This is a genomic window from Acinetobacter towneri, from assembly GCF_001758345.1.
Classification (GTDB): domain Bacteria; phylum Pseudomonadota; class Gammaproteobacteria; order Pseudomonadales; family Moraxellaceae; genus Acinetobacter; species Acinetobacter towneri_A.
This window is the reverse complement of the sequence record NZ_MKQS01000001.1, coordinates 400,092-425,061: the sequence shown is the minus strand read 5'-3', so window position 1 is coordinate 425,061 and position 24,970 is coordinate 400,092. Positions and strand designations below refer to the sequence as shown.

The 24,970-nt window shown below is 38.6% G+C and carries 20 protein-coding genes and 1 pseudogene; 15 read left to right on the top strand and 6 right to left on the bottom strand.

All coding sequences use genetic code 11. The features are described from left to right. Window positions 1–64 precede the first annotated feature (64 nt). Window positions 65–826 carry a ferredoxin--NADP reductase gene (locus BJN41_RS01890; RefSeq protein WP_019837524.1) on the top strand — a complete coding sequence of 254 codons (762 nt, stop codon included), beginning with the start codon at window positions 65–67 and terminating at the stop codon, window positions 824–826. 673 nt (window positions 827–1,499) lie between these two features. On the opposite strand, the gene BJN41_RS01885 is transcribed toward BJN41_RS01890, so the two are convergent. Continuing rightward, a complete protein-coding gene (locus tag BJN41_RS01885) occupies window positions 1,500–1,922 on the bottom strand; it encodes a hypothetical protein (RefSeq protein ID WP_070152645.1) in 423 nt (140 codons plus the stop codon). Window positions 1,923–2,122: 200 nt separating this feature from the next. On the opposite strand from BJN41_RS01885, the gene BJN41_RS01880 reads away from it, so the two are divergent. From BJN41_RS01880 to BJN41_RS15585, 4 genes are all read left to right on the top strand, one after another. Beyond that, window positions 2,123–2,401: a hypothetical protein gene (locus BJN41_RS01880; RefSeq protein WP_019837522.1), complete on the top strand. Its 279-nt coding sequence runs from the start codon at window positions 2,123–2,125 to the stop codon at window positions 2,399–2,401. Window positions 2,402–2,655: 254 nt separating this feature from the next. After that, window positions 2,656–4,377 carry a mechanosensitive ion channel gene (locus tag BJN41_RS01875; protein ID WP_070152641.1) on the top strand — a complete coding sequence of 574 codons (1,722 nt, stop codon included), beginning with the start codon at window positions 2,656–2,658 and terminating at the stop codon, window positions 4,375–4,377. Between the two features lie 95 nt (window positions 4,378–4,472). After that, window positions 4,473–4,643 carry a hypothetical protein gene (locus BJN41_RS15590; RefSeq protein ID WP_167562392.1) on the top strand — a complete coding sequence of 57 codons (171 nt, stop codon included), beginning with the start codon at window positions 4,473–4,475 and terminating at the stop codon, window positions 4,641–4,643. 169 nt (window positions 4,644–4,812) lie between these two features. Beyond that, window positions 4,813–4,980 carry a hypothetical protein gene (locus BJN41_RS15585; RefSeq protein ID WP_167562391.1) on the top strand — a complete coding sequence of 56 codons (168 nt, stop codon included), beginning with the start codon at window positions 4,813–4,815 and terminating at the stop codon, window positions 4,978–4,980. A 181-nt stretch (window positions 4,981–5,161) separates the two neighbouring features. On the opposite strand, the gene BJN41_RS01870 is transcribed toward BJN41_RS15585, so the two are convergent. Beyond that, window positions 5,162–6,364, bottom strand: coding sequence for an NAD(P)/FAD-dependent oxidoreductase (locus BJN41_RS01870; protein ID WP_070152638.1), 1,203 nt, complete (start codon window positions 6,362–6,364; stop codon window positions 5,162–5,164). Window positions 6,365–6,574: 210 nt separating this feature from the next. On the opposite strand from BJN41_RS01870, the pseudogene BJN41_RS15785 reads away from it, so the two are divergent. After that, window positions 6,575–6,769 (top strand): annotated as a pseudogene (locus tag BJN41_RS15785) (transposase); the annotation flags it as partial. A gap of 216 nt (window positions 6,770–6,985) precedes the next feature. On the opposite strand, the gene BJN41_RS01865 reads toward BJN41_RS15785, so the two are convergent. Next, on the bottom strand, window positions 6,986–7,858 hold the full coding sequence (locus BJN41_RS01865) for a 1-aminocyclopropane-1-carboxylate deaminase/D-cysteine desulfhydrase (protein ID WP_070152635.1): 873 nt from the start codon (window positions 7,856–7,858) through the stop codon (window positions 6,986–6,988). A 392-nt stretch (window positions 7,859–8,250) separates the two neighbouring features. Here BJN41_RS01865 and BJN41_RS01860 point away from each other — a divergent pair, with 392 nt between their 5' ends. Beyond that, on the top strand, window positions 8,251–8,874 hold the full coding sequence (locus tag BJN41_RS01860; protein WP_070152716.1) for a LysE family translocator: 624 nt from the start codon (window positions 8,251–8,253) through the stop codon (window positions 8,872–8,874). Between the two features lie 63 nt (window positions 8,875–8,937). Here BJN41_RS01860 and BJN41_RS01855 read toward each other — a convergent pair whose 3' ends face one another. Continuing rightward, window positions 8,938–9,903: an MBL fold metallo-hydrolase gene (locus BJN41_RS01855; protein ID WP_070152632.1), complete on the bottom strand. Its 966-nt coding sequence runs from the start codon at window positions 9,901–9,903 to the stop codon at window positions 8,938–8,940. 118 nt (window positions 9,904–10,021) lie between these two features. Between BJN41_RS01855 and BJN41_RS01850 the strand changes: the two genes are divergently transcribed. Next, the gene (locus BJN41_RS01850; protein ID WP_070152629.1) at window positions 10,022–11,137 is read left to right on the top strand and encodes a PIN-like domain-containing protein; all 1,116 of its coding nucleotides are present in this window, start codon (window positions 10,022–10,024) and stop codon (window positions 11,135–11,137) included. A gap of 47 nt (window positions 11,138–11,184) precedes the next feature. Here the strand turns inward: BJN41_RS01850 and metG are convergent, their stop codons facing one another. Continuing rightward, complete coding sequence (gene metG, locus BJN41_RS01845) at window positions 11,185–13,242, bottom strand: methionine--tRNA ligase (protein ID WP_070152626.1); 2,058 nt, start codon at window positions 13,240–13,242, stop codon at window positions 11,185–11,187. Window positions 13,243–13,519: 277 nt separating this feature from the next. Here metG and apbC point away from each other — a divergent pair, with 277 nt between their 5' ends. From apbC to BJN41_RS01810, 7 genes are all read left to right on the top strand, one after another. Further along, the gene (gene apbC, locus BJN41_RS01840; RefSeq protein WP_070152623.1) at window positions 13,520–14,773 is read left to right on the top strand and encodes an iron-sulfur cluster carrier protein ApbC; all 1,254 of its coding nucleotides are present in this window, start codon (window positions 13,520–13,522) and stop codon (window positions 14,771–14,773) included. A 372-nt stretch (window positions 14,774–15,145) separates the two neighbouring features. Beyond that, a complete protein-coding gene (locus BJN41_RS01835) occupies window positions 15,146–15,739 on the top strand; it encodes a LysE family translocator (protein WP_070152620.1) in 594 nt (197 codons plus the stop codon). Between the two features lie 134 nt (window positions 15,740–15,873). Then, window positions 15,874–16,443 (top strand): dCTP deaminase, encoded by a 570-nt coding sequence (gene dcd / locus BJN41_RS01830; protein WP_004975507.1) that lies wholly within the window; start codon window positions 15,874–15,876, stop codon window positions 16,441–16,443. Between the two features lie 244 nt (window positions 16,444–16,687). Continuing rightward, window positions 16,688–18,709 (top strand): hypothetical protein, encoded by a 2,022-nt coding sequence (locus BJN41_RS01825; RefSeq protein WP_227515199.1) that lies wholly within the window; start codon window positions 16,688–16,690, stop codon window positions 18,707–18,709. A 13-nt stretch (window positions 18,710–18,722) separates the two neighbouring features. Then, window positions 18,723–19,439, top strand: a complete 717-nt coding sequence (locus tag BJN41_RS01820) for a hypothetical protein (protein ID WP_070152614.1) — start codon at window positions 18,723–18,725, stop codon at window positions 19,437–19,439. A gap of 33 nt (window positions 19,440–19,472) precedes the next feature. Further along, window positions 19,473–21,719 carry a DUF6160 family protein gene (locus tag BJN41_RS01815; RefSeq protein WP_070152609.1) on the top strand — a complete coding sequence of 749 codons (2,247 nt, stop codon included), beginning with the start codon at window positions 19,473–19,475 and terminating at the stop codon, window positions 21,717–21,719. A gap of 14 nt (window positions 21,720–21,733) precedes the next feature. Then, window positions 21,734–23,158, top strand: coding sequence for a hypothetical protein (locus tag BJN41_RS01810; protein WP_070152607.1), 1,425 nt, complete (start codon window positions 21,734–21,736; stop codon window positions 23,156–23,158). A 58-nt stretch (window positions 23,159–23,216) separates the two neighbouring features. Here the strand turns inward: BJN41_RS01810 and BJN41_RS01805 are convergent, their stop codons facing one another. Beyond that, window positions 23,217–24,932, bottom strand: coding sequence for a proline--tRNA ligase (locus BJN41_RS01805; protein WP_070152604.1), 1,716 nt, complete (start codon window positions 24,930–24,932; stop codon window positions 23,217–23,219). Window positions 24,933–24,970: the final 38 nt, after the last annotated feature.

The window sequence follows — 24,970 nt, the reverse complement described above, 5'->3', positions numbered from 1 at the left end:
AAAATATTCATAAATTACCCCGACATGCTAACATGAGCACAGTCTTTCATGCCACGATCAAATCATGTCAATTGAAAAATTTACTTTAGAAAAAGTGCTTTCGGTTCATCGTTGGACCAAAACCTTATTTAGCTTCACCATGACCCGACCTGCACATTTTAAATTTACCGCAGGGCAGTTTGCACGTATCGGGTTAAAAGTGGGCGATGAATTGGTAGTACGTGCTTATTCGGTGGTGTCATCGCCCTTTGATGAAACTTTAGAGTTTTTCTCGATTGTCGTGCCAGATGGTGCGTTTACTTCTAACTTGCAGCACCTTCAAGTGGGTGATGAACTGTACTTGGAAAAAATCCCGTATGGTTTTTTGACCTTGGCGCGTTATCAATTGCCTGCGCCACACGATTTATGGTTGTTGGCCACAGGTACAGGTCTTGCACCGTTTTTATCCATGCTGCAAGATTTTGAAACGTGGACAAAATATCAATATATCTATTTGGTTTATAGTGTGCGCACCGAAGCCGAATTGGCTTATGTCGATAAAATTCACGAAATTGCCGAAACTTTTGGCGAAGGGCATACAGGCTTTAAATTTATCCCAATTATCACTCGCGACCCTCAAGCTGATTTGCATGATCGTTTGCCTGTATTAATTGAAAATGGTGAACTCGAACAGGCCGCGGGCAGTGTACTCAACCCTGAAACTAGCCATGTGATGTTATGCGGTAACCCTGCCATGGTTGATGATACCAAAGAAGCCTTAAAAACACGTGGTTTAAGCATGAATCGCCGCGGGGAAGGTAATATTGCAGTTGAAAATTATTGGTGAGGATGTGATGCAGCTATTTAAATAACCACTATTTAAATTTATGGGCAGTATAGGCTTCATGTTTCATATTTATGATGGACCACTTAGCTCAAAAACCATTACGCTATCAGCGAAATTACTTAAACAGTCAGTCAAGATTAACACCTTAACACTCAATAGCTGTGGTCGCGTGATCGACTTTACATTGATTCGGTTCATTGAGTTTATGATCATCAACTGAATGTAGAAGTTGGAAAGTGTTGGTGTTTGTATTGTGTCAGTTATTGCAATTTGAAAGTGCTGAATGGAGCAGATGTATTAAGAATAAATTGGCTCAATCCGTGCGAAAGATACCTTTTTTTTAGAAAATCAAAGTTCAGCAAAGTCAAACCATTGCAAGGAAGGCGCTTGAATATGAAAAATATAACGCTGGGACGTTTGGTGTTATACGTCTAATAAAATACAAAGTTTTTTAAATATTAGGTGCGTTTTACGCCGTTTTTTGGCTGCCTAAATCAAGTTATAAAATAAATCTATTTTCACAATTCGCTTAAATTTATTTGTTAATGAAACTTTCATCATGCATATAAAAACCTCATCTACAACGGTGCAGATGAGGCTTTTTTCTTTGTACGACTTCTGTATGAAAACAGCTTTTGAGGGCAATACTTGAAAGTGATTTTTTTAAAAGAGATTAATGCACAAACATATCCATATATTCGCGGATTTCCTGAATCGCGCTATCGACGTCGCTACTTAGCCAAGTCGGTTCAAAAAAGCCTGCATAATGCTCTAAGCGCTCTTGTGGAACCACTAAACGCACAGGACATTCTTCTTCAATTAAGCGCCACGGCAAAATTGGCACTTCATTATCCAAAAATGCAGCAATGTTGCGAATGTCAATGATCATAGCATTTACACAATCTGGAAATGGCATGACCGAAAACTCTTCGGTACGGCGACGAAAATATTCTAAATCGCCCCATTTAAGCAGATAGCTTGGCTTGCTAAATTCAATAATACCAATGAGATGTCCATCACGGGTATAGTGCAAGGCACATTGATGAGTGACGTCAGTGTCAAGATCAAGCGATACACTTTGTTGACGATACGCCATAGAGTTCAAAGTACACAAAAAACGGTAGGTGATTATAGCGCATTTCTGTGGGAGAGGCAGCTTTGTCCATAAAAGGATGCAGTGGTGTTACTTAATCCATATTACATCTTTTCACCATCTTGCTATGTATTTTCACACAATAAGCGTGAGGAGCTTGTTAGTATAAAAATTCATCAGATAAATACATAAGTGAGGGGAACATGCCACATGATTTGAATAAACCACCTCATGTAAACTCAGCTGAAGATATTAAGCGAAAAAAACGTATTCCAGTATATATGCTTGTACTGGTGGGAATTTTTTTATTGGCGCTGTTGGTTTACATGTTGGCGGATCGCAAACCGAGTCCAAATGAAGCACCTCCTGGACATCCGAATCCAACAGTACAACAAGCAACGCCAAATAGCACTACTACGGGCACAGCTGGAGATGAAGCACGTGCGGATGACAGCAATACTGCAACAGCAACAGATCAGTAGTTTTACTTAAATCTAACAAAGTCATATTTTATAAATTTAGCCTTGCCTAGTTGCAGGGCTTTTTTGTGGTTTTTTAGAAGCTTTATTAGTACTCCTTTGTAGAATTGTTGCGATTCTGCATCTCAAGGTTGAATAAAAAATATGCAAATTCTATGGTGGGTAGAGCTTTACTCAATAATTTGAATCGATAAAAAGCAGTTTTGCGCTGCAGCGCAAACAAAAAATGAAGCTAAACACCATGAGGATTAAACAAGATGAATGATTATTTAAATGGCAACCTACATGGTAGAGGTTTTAATGCCATGTATTATTGGGAGCAATTTCAGCCGATTCTGGCGGCTGTTGCAATATTGCTGATAGGATGGGTTGTGGCATTACTCGTGGCTGGAGGGGTTAAAAAAGTCCTGCAAAAATTGGGTACGGATCATAAATTATCAAATGCAACGGGGCATCGTTCAAATATTGAACTGATTGTGTCACGTGTCGTGTTTTGGGTGATTTTAATTATTGCGGTCATTGGAGCGCTAAATGTGTTGAATCTGACCAGTGTCAGTGGGCCATTCAGTAATATGATTCAGCAGTTCTTACTGTTTATTCCTTCTTTGCTTGCTGCTGTTGCTGTTGCTTTTATTGGTTGGATTTTGGCAAATCTGGTCAAAGTGGGCATGCAAAAACTGTTGGCACGTACCCAGTTGGATGAAAAACTCAGCGCCGATGTCGGTGTGAGTGGCTTAAGTCAAAATATCAGTGAAATTGTTTATTGGCTGATTTTATTGCTGTTCTTGCCAATCGTACTTTCTATATTAGGCTTAAACGGTTTACTTTTCCCTGTGCAAAATATGGTGAATGAAGTTGTGCTTTATTTACCGAATATTTTCATTGCAGGCGTGATTGTTTTTGTCGGATATATTTTGGCAAAAATTGTTCGTGGCATTGTCGAAGGTTTACTGGGCAGCCTGAATATTCAACAGCATGCTGAAAAAGTTGGTATTTTTAAAAATTCAAATTTACCTAAATTACTCGGTTCGTTCGTTTTCGCCTTGGTGATCATCACCGCCTTGATTATTGGTTTTGAGGCACTTGGAATTGAAGCCATTTCGCAGCCTGCGACAGCCATGCTGTATGAAATTATGAATGCGATCCCGCATATTATTGCGGCAGGTCTGATTCTTATTTTGGCTTATGTGGTGTCGCGTTTTGTAGCCAATATTGTGGTGGAAGTGGTTGCAGGTACAGGAGTCGATGATATTCCTGCCAAACTCGACTTACAGCGCTTTTTAGGTACGACTAAAATTTCATGTGTAGTCGGTTATCTGATTGTATTCTTTACCATGCTATTTGCGGTATCTGAAGCGGCGAACCGTTTGGGCTTTGATCAAGTCAGCGGCTTGATTGCCATGTTTATCCAGTTTGGTGCAGATATCCTGTTGGGTGCTGTCATTTTGGTGGTGGGTTTCTGGCTCGCGAATTTGGTCGCCAAAGTGGTACAGCGCGGTGAATATAACAGCTCACGTTGGTTGGCAAACTTAGTCCGTATTTTAATTATGGGTTTGGTGGTAGCCATGGGTCTACGCGCGATGGGTATTGCCGACTCGATTGTGAACTTGGCCTTTGGTTTAACTCTCGGTTCTGTTGCAGTGGCTTTCGCACTTGCCTTTGGTTTAGGTGGTCGTCAACCTGCAGAGCGTGTGTTAACTGATTTGATTGATAAAGCTAAACGTGAGGCAAATCAACCGAATCCTTTGCACAAGACAGAAACGGCAACGTCAGCATCAAGTGTGATGACACCTATTGTATCTGAGCAGCCGCAAGCGTCTGTAAGTGATGTGACTACAACACCTGAAGCGGCAACTGATCATGCAGTGCCAGATACCTTAAAGGTTGATCCTGAACATCCACCAGTCAACAACCCATTTGGTTCGACAGGTGAGGCTGAACCTGATGTTGATGAACATCCCAAAAATGACCCGAAATAACCTGTTCAAATTTTGATTTGAGTCGCTAAGATAATCGACCAATCACCGTATTGGTCGATTTCTTTACGGTTTTCATTAAAAAAGAGGAAAGACTAATGTCCAAATCAGCACCCAATAAGTTTTTTGCCCCAATAGTGATTGCTGGTATCACCATCGGTTTTTTTGTTGCAGCTTATAAGTTTGTCTTTGCTAAACCAGAAGCAACGGCAAAATCAACTGAAAATGTTGAGAAAAATTATTTAAAAGCGGATAGACCAACCTCTTAAATTATGTTAAAAATTAATCAACTTTGACAGGAATGAGTCAAAGACTGATTTGGATAAATCAGATTAATCGCTTGGAAAGCTTGATGAGGGTTTAAGGGAAAAATAAAAAACTTGGGTTTTAACCAAGCTGAAATATTTGAGTCTTAAAATTCGCGCAAGGATGACAATAATGAGAGAAATCAATATGCTAAACAAATTACGTATCAGTTTAAAAGTTCAAATGGTAAATTCGTTACCGATACATCAACAAAATGCGGTGCTCAAAATGCAGCAAACTGAATCACGTTTGGCAAATACGCCAAAATTAGTATTATTTCGTACCGATTATTTAGAATAAAATAACAGGATTCACGTATTGCTAAGTTTAAAGTGCGTGATGGTGTTCATTAAAGAAAAAGCCAGTTTAGAAAACTGGCTTTTGTTATTTTAAAATTTGATTTGCAACATCAATATTGATTCATTTTGACTCGAAGCATTGCTATCACATGCTTTAATTGATTGTTTCATATAAAAGCTGCTTAAACATACTCCGATGCTGCATGTGCAGATGACCATGCCCATTGAAAGTTGTAGCCACCTAAATGTCCTGTCACATCTAAAACTTCACCAACAAAATACAAGCCTTTTTGTTTTTTACTTTCCATAGTTTTAGAGGAAACTTCTTGGGTATCCACTCCACCTAAAGTAACTTCGGCAGTACGATAACCCTCTGTACCCGATGGTTTAACTTCAAAGGCATTTAAACGTGCTGCAATATGTTCTAGCTTGTCATCACTAATATTGCCAACTGCAGTTTCAGAAAGCTCTGGCCAAATTAGTTGCTGTAACTCTACTACTACACTTTTTGGCAAATGTTCACTGAGCAAGGTGCGCAGTAAAACTTTAGGACTGTTTTGTTTTTTATTTTTAAAAAAATCATAGAGTTCTAAGTAAGGCAAAAAGTTAATTTTAAAATTTTGTCCGACATCCCAATAATTAGAAAGCTGTAAGGCACTTGGTCCACTTAAACCACGATGGGTAAATAGCAGTGCTTCGGTAAAACTATTCAGTGAATTTGATAAAGTCACATCCACCGCATTACCGCTTAAACGTGTGGTGACTTCTTTAAAGCTGTCTGAGAAAGTAAACGGCACTAAGCCTGCACGGGTCGGATAAACACGATGACCAAACTGTTTCGCAATTTCATAGCCAACTCCAGAGCCACCTAAAGTTGGAATAGATAAGCCACCAGTCGCCACAACGAGAGATTCACACTGATAAGTGCCTTGATTGGTTTCAATGATAAAACCTGAATCTGTTTGTGCTGTTATGCTTTGTACTTCGCAATGGGTCTGAATCTGAACTCGTTTCGATTTATTGCACTCTGCAAGTAAAAGTTCGAGGATTTCTTTAGCGCCTTTGATTGTAAATAGCTGACCGTGTTTACGTTCTTCATATTCAATACCATATTCGCAGACCAAACCAATAAAATCCCAGTTGGTATAACGGGTGAGTGCAGATATGACAAAATGTGGATTATGTGAAATATAATGGTTTGGTTCGACTTCTAAGTTGGTGAAATTACATTTACCACCACCCGACATTAGAATTTTTTTGCCCACTTTATTGGCTTTTTCTACCACCAAAACTTTACGACCACGTTGTGCTGCCATGTAAGCAGTCATCAGCCCCGATGCACCCGCACCTAATACCAAAACATCATATTGATTTGCAGTTGCCATGTTGCACCGAGTGAAATATTAAAGCGCATTATTATAGACTTTATCGTTTGTCCTTGCTGTTTTTTTGCATTTGAATTGTGGTTGAGATGTCTATCTTTTTAATAAAAGATGAGGTGTTTATCATCAAATAGATCATTGTTGTGTTGCACTCACTTCGGTTGTGTCGCATAAACCTATCCGTTAAGACTTATCTCACAATATAATTTTATAATGAATAAGCCTACAACTAAACTTTATCGTACCTCCCATTGGTCTTCATATAACCGAGCGCATCAATCGAGGAAATATTGCCATTTGGTTGGATCCAGAGCTAGGCATTAGTCTGCACAATCAAAAGGCAAATAGGGAAGAAAGCAAATCTACTCCGACGCAACCATTCAGGGCTGCTTAATGATTAAATCCTTGAAGTTTGGTTGAAAATAAGATGCATTGCATCAAATGATTAGGAGATAAACTCAGTGCAAGTCGCTTTAGTCGCGAAGTCAATGAAATGTTCGCACCTGTAGCAGTCCTCAACAGATTTACGCTATTAGGTCGAGCACTTACCCAAGTTACGCCTTAAATTTGGCTGAATTCGGGGCGCTTTGCCTTTCAAATCTTTGTGCAAAAAAGCCTGTTGAATTAGGCAGGTGCAATATGCCTGCCTTGTAAACCACCACTATGAATGATCAAAATATGTTCGCCCGTATTAAACTCGCCACGTTGTATCATGTGACTTAATCCAAACAACATTTTGCCTGTATAAATTTGCTCGAGTGGAATTGCATGTTCTTTTTCAAACGCTCGAATAAAGGCTAATAATTCAGGCGTGGTTTTGGCATAGCCACCACAGCAAAATTCATCAGTAATTTGCCAATTTTTTTTGCTAGTCAGTTGTTGCAGTTCCTGCGTTAAAAAATCTCCCTTTAATGCAGAAAAACCCAAAATTTGTTGATTTGGATGACTTGCTTCAATCAAGCCTGTAAGTGTGCCACCTGTACCAACGGCACAACAAATCAGATTAAACTGATGTAAATCATCGGCATTTAAAATTTCCTGACACCCCTGAATTGCAAATGCGTTAGTGCCACCCTCAGGTAGAATATAAGCATCTGGATATTCATGCTGTAAAAACTGTAAAAATTCGGGATGGTTTTTTTGACGATACATTTCACGTGAAACGAATCGAAATTGCATCCCCATCTCATGGGCTAAAGCCAATGTTGAGTTATAAGGTCGTTCTGCCAACTCTTCACCACGGATGATTGCTGTGCTTTTCCAACCAAACAGCTGAGCGGCAAAAGCGGTTGCAGCAATATGGTTTGAATATGCGCCGCCAAAAGTCAGAACGTGTTGATAACCCTGTGCTTGCGCAGCTAAAAAATTATATTTTAATTTGTAAAACTTATTGCCCGAAATATGGGGATGTACTAAATCGAGGCGCTTTATCCATAGCTCACGACCATAAAAATCAATACGTTGTAAAGGAATTTCTTGGGCGATGGTATTGAACATACAGATCTGCAATAAGATTAAACACATAATTATAAATGGCACGGTATCAAACACAATGAAGTTACATGCTGAATGAATGCTATGCTCGAAAGATATATGTAAGAATAGGAGAAAAATATCTCATTCTTTTCGCATCAATGGTGTTCTGTATTAATGTTTGGTGTGATTGTGGGTCTTTCTGGATGTGACGCTGTAAGTGTGCAAAAAAGCAAAATTAAAAATAGAATCCCGCGGCATTATTATGGTGAGCATGCCTATATATGAACTTGATTATCAATCGCTTAGTACATCTAGTAGGAAAAAGGGCAATAAAGAATTTGATCAAATAGTACAACCATGGCAGTAAAAACTGTAAAATAACAGAATCGATTTTGTTGTGTCGGGTGTTGGTTTTGGAATCCTTGCTTATATTAGGTTCAATTGCGGCGGCATTAATGCTAGGTGCAATGAGTCCTGGGCCTACCTTTATTTATGTGGCAAAAAATTCGATAGCCATTTCACGTAAGCATGGTTTATTTACTGCTTTAGGCACGGGTACGGGTGCCGCAATTTTTGGTTTATTGGCGGTGATGGGGTTGCAGGCTATTTTATTGGCTGTGCCTTCTGCATATTTTCTGCTTAAAATTTGTGGTGGTTTATATCTGTTATTTTTGGCTTATAAAATTGTGAGGCATGCCAAAGCGCCTATTCAAACCAATCTTGCGGATGGGCAGCAAATGTCGCTTCGCCGTGCGTTTACCACAGGTTTAATTACGCAGTTATCTAACCCTAAAATTGCAATTGTCTTGGCGAGTATTTTTACAGCTTTGTTACCTAAAGAAATTCCAAACTATTTTTATGTGGTGCTGCCAATTTTGTGTTTTTTTATTGACGCAGGTTGGTGTTCATTGGTTGCAGTGGCTTTGTCTGCAGAAAAACCGCGTCAGGCTTATATTAAGTTTAAGGCTATTTTTGACCGTGCAGCAGGGGCGGTAATGACAGTATTGGGCTTAAAATTAATTTTTGGGATGAAGTGACTAATATATGTAGAGTGCCTTCATTCAAACCTTCTCCTAAAGGGAGAAGGTTTTATAGAAACATTAATCTTTAAAATGAATTGGCATCCATTGATAGCTCTTTCCATCCTGAGAATAGATACGACCGATCCCTGGGAACGGTAAATGTGGAGCGGCAATGGTTTGTCCATTTTTTGCGAAATTAGCAAATTGCTTTAAACGTGTTTGAACCGCTTTTTTGGGGTCTATATCGTATTCAATTGCCGTTTCAGGCTTATCAAATTGCACAGTATGTGAATGTACGATATCTCCAATAAACACCACGTTTTCATCTTTGGTTTTTAGCTCATAACTAAAATGCCCTGGTGTATGTCCTGCCGTATTAATGACTTTAAAACCATGAATGTCATCACCGAGTTTATACGTTTTAAAGCGTTGCTTGGTTTGATATGGTGCAATCGCTTGTTTAATTTTCTCAACCGTGCCTGAGTAATTGGCTTGTTTATCTTTTGGTAATTTTGCCGCTTGTTTGGGATCTAGCCAATATTTTGCTTCATCATCAGATACATAGACTGTCGCATTAGGGAAATTGGCAACGCCATCTTTACTGATTCCACAGACATGATCGGGATGTAGATGTGTGAGTAGAATGGTATCGACTTGTTCAGGTTGATAGCCTGATGCTTTTAGGTTCGTTAAAACTGAACCTAAATGAGCACCAAAACAACTAGCTGCACCGCTATCCACTAATACTAGAGATTTTCCTGTATTAACGAGGAAGGCATTTACTGAGGTTTGTACGCCTTTCTCTTGATCTGCATAGTATTTCTTTAAAATCTCGTGAACTTGTTGTTGCGGTATGTCTTTAAACAAGTTTGGTGACATAAAGTTTGTACCATCGAGCAGGGCAGTGATTTGTAGATCACCTGCTTGATATTGGTAGTAACCAGCGACTTGGTTTTGTGCTGTTATAGTTGGTTCAGCAGTGTGAGTGGTGATAGCTGGTGTGCTTAAAGCTAGGGTAGGGAAAAGCAGTTTTAAAAATTTCATAGAGTTCTTACAAATTTTAAAGTGATTTATCTTTTTTATCATAATTTTGATCTTTTCTCTTTATTTTAATGGTAAGTATGACTATTCTAAGTTCAAGATTTTTAAAATTATTTAAGCAATGGCTTCTAATAACTTCTATACATTAAAAGATATTTACCCTCAGTCAAGAGATGCATTTTTCTTTGAGTTTAAGAAAATTGATGAGATAAAAAATGAAGCGCTTATTGTGTTGGATACAAATATTTTACTTTTACCATATAAAACAAATTCAGAAAGTTTCAATGCGATCAAGCAAGTCTACAGTCAACTGATAAGCACTAATCAATTGTATATACCTTCCCATGCGATTAGAGAGTTCTTAAAAAACAGACCAAATAAGCTTTCTGAAATCGTTGAAGCTTTAAATAAAAAATCTTCTACGAGCTTTCAGTATGTAGAAAATTATCCTGTTTTAACTAATTTAGACGAATATGAACAGCTAATTGGATTGGGATCAGCATTAAAAGTTCAGATAAAAGAATATCAAGATAAAATTAGAAGCATAATATCTACTATGCAAAATTGGACGTGGAATGATCCAGTAAGCACAGTATATAAAGAGTTATTTGTCGATCGTATTTTGGATGACTCACATATCGATTTTACCCAACTAGAGAGTGAGTTAGAAAAAAGAAATACCTTATCACTACCACCAGGTTTCAAAGATAAAGGAAAGGATTTAAATGCTTCAGGTGATTTGATAATTTGGAAAGAAATCTTAAAGTGTGCTCAAGAAAAAGATAAACATTTAATATTTATTTCTGCAGATGAAAAGAGCGACTGGTGGCATCAATCTAATAAAGAGGGGCTTTATCCAAGATTTGAATTAGTTGATGAGTTTAGGCGAGAAACAAATGGTAAATCATTTCATATTCTCTCATTATCGAAGTTATTACAGATTTTTAATGCGAGTAGTGCGGTAATTGATTCTGTAGCAGCAACAGAAAATCAGTTATCAAGTGAGTTAAAAGTTTATGATGATTGGTTAGAATATAGGAAGTATTTAAATATTCCAAAAGAGCATAGAATAACTTGTGATCATAAGTCTTGGAAACAAAAACATAGATTAGATACAGATACTTATCTTATTAAAGAATATAATTTAGACAATGAGCTGATAAACACTTATGAACTTTATGACTCTACTAATATGGATCCTCCATTCAATAGAGAGTTGTATGCTGAGAAAAATTAAAAAAAACTCCCTATATTATCTATAGGGAGTTTTCTGAGTTTAAAATTCTAAGAAACTTTATCACCCGCTTTAGCGCCAGATTCAGGTGAGATCACCCAAACACCTTCGCCATTACCAGCGGCAAGTACCATACCATTAGAGATACCAAAACGCATTTTACGAGGTGCAAGGTTAGCGACCATCACCACCAATTTGCCTTTTAAGTCTTCGGGCTGATAAAACTCACGAATACCACTAAACACATTGCGTGGTTCAGCTTCACCAACATTTAAAGTGAGTTGAAGTAATTTATCAGAACCCTCGACAGTTGAAGCTTCTAAAACTTCTGCTACACGGAGGTCAACTTTCATAAAGTCTTCAATACCAATAATTTCAGCTTCACCCACTTTAGGCTCAGGCTTCTTCTCAGCTTTCTTTTCTTTTTTCTTTTCCACTTTTGGTGCTTCAGCAGGTGCGGCTAAAGAATCTTTAGATGCATCCACCATGGCTGCTACCGCTTTCGGATCAACACGTTGCATGAGTGGTTGGAACAACGCAATTTCATGACCGACTAAAACAGTTTTACGTGATTCAAAGTTAAAGCTATCTAACTGTAAGAAGGCTTGAACTTGTTCAGCCAAGGTTGGCAGTACAGGCGCAAGATAAATCGCCAATTGACGGAATAGGTTAATCCCTACAGAACATACGTCATGAACTTGCTGTTCTTCGCCTTCAATTTTGGCTAAAGCCCAAGGCTTTTTCTCATCAATATATTGATTCGCTTTGTCCGCAAGAGCCATGATTTCACGAATAGCAGCAGAGAATTCACGTGCTTCATAGGCTTGAGCAATTGAATCGCCCGCATCAATAAAGCTTTGTACTAACTCAGGTTCTGCACAGCTCGCACTTAATTTGTTATCAAATTTGGTATTGATGAATTTGGCACAACGACTGGCAATATTCACCACTTTACCTACAAGATCAGAGTTTACTTTCTGCACAAAATCATCCAGATTTAAGTCAGAGTCTTCAACTTTATCAGATAGTTTTGATGCAAAGTAATAGCGTAAATATTCAGGATTTAAATGCTGTAAATACGTTTCTGCTTTAATAAATGTGCCGCGAGATTTCGACATTTTTTGACCATTTACAGTCAAGAAACCATTTACAAATAAACCTGTAGGCGTGCGATAACCCGCACCATCTAACATTGCAGGCCAGAACAAGGCGTGGAAATAGACGATGTCTTTACCAATGAAGTGATAGACTTCTTTGTCTGAATTTTTTTTCCAATAATCGTCAAAATTCAGGTCGGGGCGTTTGGTTTTTACGTAGTTTTCAAAACTCGACATATAACCAATTGGCGCATCAACCCAGACATAAAAATATTTGTTCGGTGCATCTGGAATTTCAAAACCAAAATATGGCGCATCACGTGAAATATCCCAGTCATTTAAACCATTTTCAAACCATTCATCTAATTTGTTGGCAATTGAAACTGGCAAACGACCTTCATCACGCGTCCATTTTTGCAAATATTCGCCAAAATTAGGCAATTTAAAGAAGTAATGATCTGATGATTTTTCTACAGGCGTTGCACCGCTTAAAGTCGATTTTGGATTAATCAGCTCAGTCGCGTTATAGGTTGTGCCGCAAACTTCGCAAGAGTCGCCGTATTGATCTTCTGCTTTACATTTAGGGCAAGTGCCTTTAATAAAACGATCTGATAAGAACATGCCTTTTTCAGGATCAAACAATTGCGTGACAGGACGAACAGCAATATTGCCTGCATCACGGTTTTTAACATAAATTTCGCTGGCACGTGCGCGGTTGGTGTCGCTATGCGTTGAATCATAATGATCAAAATGCACGCTAAAACCGTCAAAATCACGAATGTGTTCTTGTTGCACATTGGCAATTTGCTGTTCAGGGCTAATTTCATTGGCTTCGGCACGCAGCATGATTGCTGTACCATGCGCATCATCCGCACAGACATAAGTCACGTCATGTCCCATTGCACGCATGGCGCGAACCCAGATATCTGCCTGGATATAACCGAGTAAGTGACCCATATGGATCGGGCCATTGGCGTATGGTAGGGCGTTAGTGACTAAAATTTGACGCACGGATATAACTCTCTCATATAGGGCTGATGCAATTTGGGCAATTTTACCTTAGATAGCACATAGATGCACAAGGGATTCCATGAATTCTTTTCAAATCCGCCTAGAAGGCTAAATACAATATCAAAACACACTCTTGGTCTGCATTTGACCACAAATCATGTAAAAACCAAGCAATATACTCAGAATTAAGTATTTCAGTGATAGCACGACTTAACCTTAGACTGAATTATCGTTACACTATCAAAATCGCGGTATTTCCAAACTTTGGAGTAAATCTATGTCTTGGCTTTCTTCACTTAAATCAGTTTTTTCACCTTCGCATATGGTGAATGAGGAAGCTATTCAGCACGTGCTACAAAGTTATGTATTGCCTGAATCTGAACATGCTTTAAAAGATCGTATTTCCCAAGTGAATGTGCAGGGTGAAATTTTACAAATCACCATTAATACTTATCCTGAAGAAAAACAATATTTACAACAAATTCATGATGAGTTGGCAGATGCTTTAGAAAAATGCGGCATTAAAGAATTGAATATGCATGTGATTCAGCAGAAAACTGGACAAAAAAAAGAAAGCTGTGGGCATCAACATACTGAAGGTGAAAGCTGCTCAAAATCGACCACACAGACTGCTGCATCTCACTTACCACCAGTGGTCGATGCTGCAGGTCAAAATTCAATGCAAGAAGTCGATCCGAATAATCCACCGATTCAAAAAGCAGCGCCACAACAACGTGATGTGCCGAAACATCCGCGTATTCAAAACGTAATTTTGGTGTCTTCGGGCAAAGGCGGGGTTGGGAAATCCACCACTACGGTAAATTTGGCTTTGGCATTACAAAAGCTTGGCTTAAAAGTTGGTGTATTAGATGCCGATATTTATGGTCCTAGTATTCCGACCATGCTCGGCAATGCAGGTAAAACCCCAATGATTGAAGCTGAGCAGTTTGTACCGTTGGATGCTTTTGGGATGCCTGTGTTATCCATCGGGCATTTAACGGGTGACCACAACACACCTGTGGCATGGCGTGGACCAAAAGCCACAGGTGCATTAATGCAACTTTTTAATCAGACTCTATGGCCAGATTTAGATGTATTGATGATTGATATGCCACCAGGAACGGGGGATATTCAACTGACACTTGCACAGCGCATTCCTGTAACGGGAGCGGTAATTGTAACCACACCACAAAATGTCGCTTTAATGGATGCTGTCAAAGGCATAGAGTTGTTTAATCGTGTGCAAATTCCTGTCATGGGTGTAATTGAGAATATGTCGACGCATATCTGTTCAAACTGTGGCTACGAAGAACAAATTTTTGGTCAGGGCGGCGGCGATAAACTGGCAGAACAATATGACATTCCGTTGCTTGGGCGTTTACCCTTAAATGTCAGTATTCGTGAAAATGTCGATGCAGGTACGCCGTCAGTGATTGCAGGCGATGATGCTGCCGATAGTTACATTGCGATTGCTCAGAAAATTGCAAAAAAACTGCCTAAAGCTGAAAAAGATCAGAATCGTATTTTCTAATCAGTCATTTCTGCTTTGAATGATCGAGGTTTCAGTGATTCAGTTATCGTCCTTTAAATTCTGAATGATTCATCTTTAAAAGCTAAGTCACAATATTTTGAAAATTTGGCTCACTTCGGTGAACTATTTTTTTGATTAAAAAACACACAAGCATCTGATTTAATGGCGTTTAATCTCTCATTAACTTAAAAATGTTAAGAAAAAATGACTTATAAGTTACTATTCAATTAAATAATATTTTCTATATAAGTGTTTGAATAAGAATAATAAATTTAAAATATTAAACTAATCAGTAATTTGTCTTACAAAATACTTTTTGCCAATTGCAATGAACTATTTTAATCTGCGTTCATTCAGTAGTGAGGTCAATTCATGATTTCATGGTTTTTTATCGGTTTGGTGATCACAATTTTATTGACACCAGGGCCAACCAATACCTTGCTTGCATCATCAGGTATTCAGGTTGGTATCCGTAAATCTTTCCGATTAATTCCAGCAGAAGCATTGGGTTATTTGATTTCTATTACACTTTGGGGTGCCTTAATTGGTACGGTGTCTACCCATCTTCCATTATTGCCCACCATTCTAAAATTATTCAGTGCAAGTTATATTATTTTCTTGGCGATTAAATTGTGGCGCACGGCCAAAGTTGAGCAAAGCTTTAATCAACCTACGATTCGTGCGAGTGAGCTATTTTTAGCGACTTTATTGAATCCGAAAGCATTGTTGTTTGCCTCTGCGATTTTCCCAACGATTGCATGGGTAAAAGCAGACTATTATGTGGCACACATGCTGGCATTTTTATGTTTAATCGTGCCGATTGCTTTTTTCTGGACATTTATTGGTTCGGTGCTCGCTAAAAATAAAATTAGCTGGCTCAATCAGTGCAATCTACAAAAAACAGCTTCTATTGTGTTGCTGAGCTTTTCAATTCCTTTAAGTTATTCGGCTTTATTAAGTCTATAAAGCCAAAGTTGTGTCCACAGCAAATAATCATTGCACTTAAAAAAGCGATGTGAGGGAAACGGCTGGTTTTCATTAACTTAGATTTCAGTTAAAGTACAGCACAGTTAAACATTCATATTTTGGATAGAGAATAAATGGCAATTAAGTCTGATCGTTGGATTCGCGAAATGAGCGAAAAACACGGCATGATTGAACCGTATGCAGAAAACCAAGTTCGCTTTGACGAAAATGGCGAAAAACTCATTTCTTATGGGGTGTCTAGCTATGGTTATGATGTACGTTGTGCCCGTGAATTTAAAGTCTTTACCAATGTTCACTCAGCAATTGTCGATCCAAAAAACTTTGATGAAAAAAGTTTTATCGATATTGAATCAGATGTGTGCATCATTCCGCCAAACTCATTTGCTTTAGCGCGTACCGTTGAATATTTTCGTATTCCACGCAATGTATTAACAGTGTGTTTAGGTAAATCGACCTATGCGCGTTGCGGTATTATTGTCAATGTCACTCCGTTAGAACCTGAGTGGGAAGGGCATGTCACCTTAGAATTTTCTAATACCACGAACTTGCCTGCACGTATTTATGCGGGCGAAGGTGTGGCGCAAATGCTGTTCTTTGAATCAGATGAAGTCTGCGAAACTTCGTACAAAGACCGTGGTGGTAAATATCAAGGGCAGACAGGCGTAACCTTGCCTAAAGCATAAGCAACAACTATCTATCACAATTTTTCTATTGAAGAAGCGAGCCAATGTGCTCGCTTTTTTTCATTCATCGGAAAGCTGTGCTGTTTAGCCAGTTTGTTTTGCATTTGCATAAATATTCAGCATAATTAAATATGAGAATGGTTTGGCATAATCACGTTTTTAAGGATAAAAACACTCAAATAAATAGCCAAGCTATAGATAAATAAAAGAAAGATGCGGAGCATCAGATAAAAGGATGGTCGAGATGACTGAACACGCAATTACTTTCCCTTTTCGTAAGCATTGCTTAGCCACTGCGATAGGCTTTTTTTTGGCGAACCCAAGTTATGCCTTGCAAGCACTCTCCGATGACTCTTTGTCAAATACCACAGGCGAAGGGGTTGCTTTAGTTCTTGATGATTTCAAAATGGTGTTTCAGCAACCGAATGATCTATCAACAGGGTCGAGCTATACACGTGGGTTAGAAAACCCTAGTCAATATGATACGGGCTTTATTCGTATTATTCCGACGGGGGAGAATTATCAGAATATTTCAGAACATACCTATAAGAAAGTTTATAATCAGGTTTATGATGCTGAATATTTGGCAGGTGTTTCAACTACATCAACATTATACCAAAGTACCTATACGACGACTTTCAATAACTATAAAACACAAAATTATAGCTCTACAAAAACAGCAGTGAGCAGTGAAATCTCAGTTGGTGTGCGTCAAAGTTCAGTGGCAGAATACTTTGAATCTGATCGAATGAAACAATATTATCAACAGCGTTATAATGATTATCATGATGGTACTTGGGGATTTATTGGTTCTGACTTAATAGAAGATGGTACAACATCATATTCCCTACATGCTTGGGATCCGAACTTAGAAAAAAAGGCAATAGAGTATGCGACTAATAATACTTATGAAATGATTGAAATTTTATATGGTAATAGAAGTGCTGATACCGTACCTTCAACACAGTGGACGCAAGGGGTTACAAGATTTAATCATATTGATCCTAAGGTTGCTCAAACTGTAGAAACAGTAACTCAAGAGCGGCTGGACTATGAAGGGGATAAAATTGCAAAAGCAGCAGCTACAAATGCAATCAAAGAATTGGAATTGTTAGCAGTAAATACCGCAACTCAAGCAGCAAAAACAGCAGCAGCACAAACTTCAGTAGGTTCACTCAGAACTAAAGCAGATATCTTTATTTATGGTTTAGCATTATCTAAAAGTGATAACTCATTAAGTAGCCGTTATAGCAATCAGGGTTTTAACTGGGGTTCTGCAGACAATCCATGGTTATTCCGTGCTGGTACAGAAAAAGTAAAACAATTTAAAAATGTAGAAAAAGATGTCGGTTATTTGGCACTTGAGGCACCGCTCGCAACTACAACGCCAACTGAAAGTGATAATAATATTAAATTGGGCTTTTGGACTGATATTTTTTCGCGTCAGTTGAATTCAAGCGCAGAGGTTGATCCGAGCACTGGAGCACCAAAATCGGGTTTAGATAAAGAGCACCGTTTACGTACTCAGTTTGTTGCCAATGGTTTAAGTTTAAATGGTTCACAGACCCGAGTATTTCAGACTTTAGACTCGGATAACCCAAATCATCATCAAACATTGGGTATGGCAAGTGTATTGCGTTTAAATACCAATGATAATCCTGCGATTTTAAGTTTTACAGACTCAAACTTAGACAGTAAAGGAATTCGCATTAGTACAGCATCAAAATCAGACACTTTAGATGGAACTGCGGCCACACCAGCAATAGATGGTTCATTAGCACCAGTTTTTCATGATATAGAAGGTTTGTATTTATACAGCCCAAATATCAATTTAGTTTTAGGGAATATCTATCAGCCTTTTGTGGTTGGTTCTGAGGGCAATAATATTGTGCTGGAAGTAACACGTATTCCGAATGTTCCTGAAATTTACAATAAAATTTATCAAAATTATGAAGATGGAAAGGGTGGATATTTAGGTTCTACAGCATTTACAGGTTCTACCTGTAATGTGGTGAGCTGTGGCACACCGCTAAAAGCCAATGCCAATGACAGTGCTGCGATGTATCAAGGACGTAATGCGACACATAGTAGTATTGCAATTGGTACTGTAGAACGCTTGCCAAATAATATGTTGCGTGCCAAGGATCATGATAATGCCACAGGTGTTGTATTTAAAGGTGTAGATGGTACTGCTAAGAATCTAGGTTCAGTTGCAATAGATGGTGTGCTGATTCAGCACCTTAAATTCAAAACAACAGGTCTATAAAAGGAGAATCATCATGTTGAAAAAAATGTCTTGTATTGCATTGATGTGTAGTCCTTTGACCCATGCCAATTTAATTGCACTGGAAAATCATGAATTAACGCAGGCTACAGGTCAAGGTGGAGCAGACCTCAGTTGGACGTTATCGTTGAACCATGAATATACCGAAAACTTAGAACTCAGCAATATTTCTAAATTTAATGGTGGGACTAAACCTACAGAAGTTTATTATCGCTATAGTAAAAATTGTGCTGACAATAATGTGCTCTGTCGTTTAGCCATTGCACCCAATAACCATGAAGATAATAACGGCAATAAAAAATGGCTGGTATTTAAACAAATTCAGGGCACTATACAAATAGATAAATTTTCTTTAGATGGCACAACCATTATTAATCATAAAAATGACCCACAAACCGCCATGCAGCTTAAGTTTTATGATGATAAGCCGTTAAAAATTAGAAATTTAGGCTTCGCTGCATTATCTATTGAAACAGGTTCTGGGCAGGGAGTAAATGAAGGTTATGCAAATTCAGAGGTATATACCAATTTTCTAGGAAGAAATTATCAACAAGATGGTAGTTATAACTTAGTTCAGCAAGATGTACCTTTGTTCGATCAGGGCGCTGAAAAAGGATTTATGGGCTTAAATATTCACGGCAATATGCACATGTCTGGCAATGTGAAAATATTTAGCTACAACTGTACAGGTTCAGCAGCAAGTCGTTGTTGAATATAGGATTAAGTACAGTATAGGGAAATAAAAATGAAAAAAATAATACAGTTGAATTTATTAACATTGAGCGTACTTTGTGCGCAACAAGTCTATGCTTTAGAGCTGATTGCAGACCAGCATTTGTCTGATGTAAGCGGGCAAGATGGTATTGTAATCACCCATGAAATGTCTAAAGCCACGATTAATCAAGTCAATTGGTATGATCCTGATTTAGTGGCTGGAACTCAACAGGGTTTAGGCTTACATAATGTAGAAATTAAAGGACAGAATAACCAGCCTATTATCAGTAAGCTTGCTTTAGATGTGGGGAAAACTGATGTCGGCGCAGGTGTGCGTATCGATGCGAGCATTGATGCTTTTCAAGCGACCGCAGATTTAAACTTGGTCAAAAAAAACTGTGTCGGAAATAGTTGTACTAAAGAAACACAAAGCTTGGGTCAGTTCGGCTTAGAAACTAAATCACCTTTAAAAGTTTTATTAGAAACCAAAGCAGGTTTATTCAATCAAAATGAAACGGCACATTTAAACTTCCAGTTACAGAATGCCAAAATTAGTCATGGTTTAGGTGATCATCAATTATCTATGCATGATTTTAACTTTAATTTTGCGACTGACGGCTATATGTACATTGATGCCGATGAGGGATTGGTCTTTACCACTAAAAATGGCACCACCGACCATTTTGTGAATCTTGGAAGAGTGAAAGACCTGAGTGATGTTGCTAGTAGCCGACAAAATGCAACCAATCCTGGGGTCAATATTGACTTGCGTTATGATGATAAAAATTTAATTCGCTTTGGTGCATCAGGTGCGGTGAGCAATGCGAAATTGTTTTTTAATGGGCAGCAAAAAAATGTTGCCAATTTTGACGTTTCGAATAAGGTCAATGGTGTAATTGAAACAAAAAATACCGCAGTTACAGGCTACGATACTGTGGTGGGACAAGGTGGTTTGCATTTGGGCTTATCTGCTGATTTTACCAATCAAAATACGGCAGGCTTGGCTGCAGGGCAATTACCAACAACTTTAGAAATTGGGCACACAGGAAAAGGCAGTTATGCGGTTGAATTTTCGAATTTAAGACCGCTAACCACACGTGATGCACAAGGTAATTTACACAATAAAAATGCCTCTATCGATTTTGGCGATATTTATATTAATACCGTACAAGCGAAAAACCTCAATTTTTTAGTCAATGAAAATATTAAAAATACCATTGGTGCAACCAGTCCTATTTTAAACCAGTTGCTATCGAGTAAGCTTGAAGGTGACCAGTTCTCACTGATCGCTGTTCGTGGTGTGGACTTTCAGTCTATTGCAGCCAAAGCTAGAATTATTTCTGACAACTCTTTAAATGAATTGACAGGAGATGGTGGTTCTTGGGGTATTGGGATTCCAATTTATAATTTAAATGCCAATGTGGCCTTGTCGGGTAAACAATATCTGTCACCTTATGATGGAACGAACAAAACCGGAATTGGTTATAACGCTATTGTTTCTACCGAAGGTTATGGCATTGATTCAAAAACAGGCTTACCAAGTACCACTTCTATTATCTTAATTGACGGGCAAGACAGCCTGCATGCTGGTGAAGCTGTCAACTATTATGCTGGTTTAAGAAATATTGATGCATTAATTCAGTCCGATGGTGTGATTGGTTATGAAGATGAAGGGGTTTATATACGTGCAGATCATTTATTGATTGCAGCAAAAGCAGAGTTAGCGATTGGACAACTACCGGGTTCAAAGTACAACTGCGTCACAGGATCAACTAAATGCGGTAGCTTTATACCTTATGATAATTTCTCTAAGAAAGATGATGTGTTGACCACAATCGCTTTTAAATTAGATGGAAATGGTGAGTTGTTGGTGATTCCTGGAATGGATCCAACCGATACTAATCCGAACTCAAACTTTTTGTCTTTTGATGCGAACTTTAAGTTTAGAAGTCTAGATAGCTCAGAACAGGCAGATCCCAAGAATTTAGGTAGTTATTTTAGTTTGATTAATGAAGATCAAGTGAATAATGAAACTGTTCAAACGTCTTCTATTAACTTGAATCGAATGGAAGGTCATATAGGTGTTAAAGGAAAAGTCGTCGTCAGTGCAGATACGGTCACTTTAGACAATCAAGTTAAATTTAATTATAAAAATGATATTGCTCAACCCTTTAAAACAAACTTTGCAATGTCTACCAATGGCAATATGCAGAAAATCGCATCTGTCGCGCTTACAGGTGGAACCATGCGCAGCACATTGGGCATTACGCCACGCTAAAGGATAGAAATAAAATGAAAAAAACAATTTTAGTTGCATCTATTTTAAGTACAGCTTTTTCATTCAATTCTGCTCAAGCGATGCAGGCTTTAAATGATGATCAGTTATCTCATGTACAAGGTCAGGCACTTTTGAACCTGATGACTGCGACAGATCAATCGCAAGGGTTAAATTTTTATAAACTGAGTGTTGATGCACTCATGGAGCTCAATGCCAATATTAAAACACTACAACTAGGTTGTGGCGGTGTAAATAATGCGATTGGTGGTAAAGCAGGATGTGATATTGATATTTCTAATATTGCATTAAGTGGTTTGAACCAATCTTATGATTCGACAGGCAGTCCCAAATTTACAAGTGAGCGTGCAGGCACAAGCGCACAAATTACCAATCCATTTATTGAGTTTGCAATTAGTGGAAATAGTGCGTCAACACGTGAAGTGATTGGTTTTCGTTTAGGTGCTGAAGAAATTTTAGGTCTACTGACTTTGGGTACAGATAACGTACAAAACCCAAATGACGGGATTAAAAGTTTTAGTGGTTATATGAAAATGGCACAAACTCAAGGTCATTCATTTACTGAGCAAGCGACATTTGGTATGACCGATGATGAAATTATTTCTGGTCGTTTAAAGGCTTTGGGGCAAACAAGACAGTTTGATAGTAAGCCATTTACAAATGGTGTTAGAACAGAAGGGCATACAGGGATTACAGTTCCTTCTATGAAAGTAGATTTTACTATGCCAGAAACGGTGGTTACGGGTCAACGTATGACTGCTGCCAAAGTGAGTGGTATTCGCTCATCTATTCCTTCTATTCCTTTAGCTGTTGCAGAGCTGGGTAAGAGTTTACCGGGTAGTGTTCAAGGAACTCCTGATTTCTCTCAAGACCAGCTTTATGTAGAATTCCCTGCTTTATTATTTGGTTCTCTTGGGACACACTCATTCTTTAAAATGGCAGCAGGCTCGAGTTTGGATGAACTTAATATGGATATTACTTTTGTTCAAGCTTTGAATATGATTCACAATATTCCACTCAATGGCACAGGAGGGTATTTATCTCTGCAAAGTAAACCTGTGCATTGGCAAGGAGCCGATCAGGGTGATGTTGCTCAACAAGGGTGGTGGATGTCTTTTAAAGAACCTATACAACTGGGATATTTAGCAACAACAGATAAGGTTGATATTTCTGCGGTATTACCACAAGTAGCTACAGCGATTAGTGACTATTTGCTCAATAAATCCGAACCAATTGATGTTGGTGCTTTTGAGGCTTTAGGTTCTTTGGCTGGCGTAGCTGTTGAAAAAAAATTGAATATTAATGTAGGTCAATTTACGAATTATGCAACAGGAAATCCAGCTACGATTACATTAAAGGATAAGCTTTTAAATAACCAAAACGTTACCCCTAACTGTTATGGTGGTATGAAATTCTGTTAATTCCAAATGAAAAAAATCCCGCAACTTGTGCGGGATTTTTTATGCTTAGTGTTTAATCTTAGTTAGCAATTTTGATGAGTAATTCTTCTTTCGTTAGGTTGCTAGATTCAGCATCACGACGACCTTTATATTCAAAAGTACCTGCATCTAAACCTTTCTCACCAATCACAATACGGTGCGGAATACCTGTAAGCTCAAGATCAGAGAATTTCACCCCAGGACGTTCATTACGATCATCCAGTAATACATCATAACCTGCAGCTTGAAGTTCAGCATAAAGTGCTTCTGCTGCTTCTAATGTACGTGGTGATTTATGTGCGTTCATTGGCACAATCGCAATTTCAAATGGTGCGATGGCTGCAGGCCAAATAATCCCTTTATCATCAAAGTTCTGTTCAATGGCAGAGGCAACCACACGGGTAACACCAATCCCATAGCATCCCATGGTAACAGTAAACGGTTTGCCATCTTCACCTAATACTTTACAGCCCAACGCTTCTGAGTATTTAGTACCAAGCTGGAAGATATGACCGACTTCAATACCGCGTTTAATTTGCAGAGTTCCTTTCCCATCGGGAGATGGATCGCCCTCAACGACATTACGTAAATCATAAACTTCAGTATATTGTGCATCGCGCTCCCAGTTTACACCTGTTGCGTGTTGATCAACTTGGTTTGCACCTGCAACGAAGTCAGACAATACCGATGCAGCACGGTCTACAATCACAGTTATGCCTTTTTCGACCAAACCTTGTGGACCAACAAAGCCAGCAGTTAAACCTAACGCTGCAATTTGTGCATCGGTTGCAAAAGTAAGTGGTGCAGCAATTTGTGGATGCTTTTCTGCTTTAATTTCGTTGAGTTCATGATCACCACGCAGGAATAATGCAATCACAGGTATTTGCCCTGATTCATCTGCAACACCTTGAACCAAGAGCGCTTTGACTGACTGGTTGCTATTTGTGCCTAAAAATGCAGAAACTTCCGCAATGGTTTTTTGGTTTGGTGTCTCTACAATGTTGAGTTCTTGCGTTGCAGCAGCACGTTCACCCACCAAAATGGCTTCAGCCATTTCAATATTGGCTGCATAATCAGATTCTGTAGAGAAGGCAATATCATCTTCACCACTTGAAGCCAGAACGTGGAATTCATGTGAACCAGAACCACCAATAGAACCTGTATCTGCTTGTACTGGGCGGAAGTCTAAACCTAAGCGTGAGAAAATTCTGCAGTATGTGTCGTACATGACATCATAGGTTTCTTGTAGGGAGGCTTGATTGGTATGGAAAGAATAAGCATCTTTCATAATAAACTCACGTGAACGCATTACCCCAAAACGTGGTCGAATTTCGTCACGGAATTTAGTTTGAATTTGATAGAAGTTGATTGGCAATTGCTTATAGCTTTTTAATTCATTACGTGCCAAATCAGTAATGACTTCTTCATGTGTTGGACCAAGTACAAAAGGATTGTCGTGGCGGTCTTTAAAGCGCAGTAACTCAGGACCATATTGCACATAACGCCCTGATTCTTCCCAAAGTGAAGCAGGTTGCGTGACAGGCATAAATGTTTCTAAAGCACCTGCGCGGTTCATTTCTTCACGAACAATGGCTTCAACTTTATTTAGCACACGCACACCCATTGGCAGCCAAGTATATAAACCCGAAGCCAATTTACGAATCATACCCGCACGTAACATTAGCTGGTGAGAAATCACCTCGGCATCGTTTGGGGTTTCTCTTAACGTAGCAAATAAAAAGCGACTCGCGCGCATGGAAACTGTCCTAAAAAATGAAGCGTTAAATGGAATTT

What these genes read in the sequence shown, in the direction of transcription:
- BJN41_RS01890 (WP_019837524.1), top strand. Translation starts at nt 65, where the DNA reads ATGTCAATTGAAAAATTTACTTTAGAAAAAGTGCTTTCGGTTCATCGT.
- BJN41_RS01885 (WP_070152645.1), bottom strand. Translation starts at nt 1,922, where the DNA reads ATGGCGTATCGTCAACAAAGTGTATCGCTTGATCTTGACACTGACGTC.
- BJN41_RS01880 (WP_019837522.1), top strand. Translation starts at nt 2,123, where the DNA reads ATGCCACATGATTTGAATAAACCACCTCATGTAAACTCAGCTGAAGAT.
- BJN41_RS01875 (WP_070152641.1), top strand. Translation starts at nt 2,656, where the DNA reads ATGAATGATTATTTAAATGGCAACCTACATGGTAGAGGTTTTAATGCC.
- BJN41_RS15590 (WP_167562392.1), top strand. Translation starts at nt 4,473, where the DNA reads ATGTCCAAATCAGCACCCAATAAGTTTTTTGCCCCAATAGTGATTGCT.
- BJN41_RS15585 (WP_167562391.1), top strand. Translation starts at nt 4,813, where the DNA reads ATGAGAGAAATCAATATGCTAAACAAATTACGTATCAGTTTAAAAGTT.
- BJN41_RS01870 (WP_070152638.1), bottom strand. Translation starts at nt 6,364, where the DNA reads ATGGCAACTGCAAATCAATATGATGTTTTGGTATTAGGTGCGGGTGCA.
- BJN41_RS01865 (WP_070152635.1), bottom strand. Translation starts at nt 7,858, where the DNA reads ATGTTCAATACCATCGCCCAAGAAATTCCTTTACAACGTATTGATTTT.
- BJN41_RS01855 (WP_070152632.1), bottom strand. Translation starts at nt 9,903, where the DNA reads ATGAAATTTTTAAAACTGCTTTTCCCTACCCTAGCTTTAAGCACACCA.
- BJN41_RS01850 (WP_070152629.1), top strand. Translation starts at nt 10,022, where the DNA reads ATGGCTTCTAATAACTTCTATACATTAAAAGATATTTACCCTCAGTCA.
- apbC (WP_070152623.1), top strand. Translation starts at nt 13,520, where the DNA reads ATGTCTTGGCTTTCTTCACTTAAATCAGTTTTTTCACCTTCGCATATG.
- BJN41_RS01835 (WP_070152620.1), top strand. Translation starts at nt 15,146, where the DNA reads ATGATTTCATGGTTTTTTATCGGTTTGGTGATCACAATTTTATTGACA.
- dcd (WP_004975507.1), top strand. Translation starts at nt 15,874, where the DNA reads ATGGCAATTAAGTCTGATCGTTGGATTCGCGAAATGAGCGAAAAACAC.
- BJN41_RS01825 (WP_227515199.1), top strand. Translation starts at nt 16,688, where the DNA reads ATGACTGAACACGCAATTACTTTCCCTTTTCGTAAGCATTGCTTAGCC.
- BJN41_RS01820 (WP_070152614.1), top strand. Translation starts at nt 18,723, where the DNA reads ATGTTGAAAAAAATGTCTTGTATTGCATTGATGTGTAGTCCTTTGACC.
- BJN41_RS01815 (WP_070152609.1), top strand. Translation starts at nt 19,473, where the DNA reads ATGAAAAAAATAATACAGTTGAATTTATTAACATTGAGCGTACTTTGT.
- BJN41_RS01810 (WP_070152607.1), top strand. Translation starts at nt 21,734, where the DNA reads ATGAAAAAAACAATTTTAGTTGCATCTATTTTAAGTACAGCTTTTTCA.
- BJN41_RS01805 (WP_070152604.1), bottom strand. Translation starts at nt 24,932, where the DNA reads ATGCGCGCGAGTCGCTTTTTATTTGCTACGTTAAGAGAAACCCCAAAC.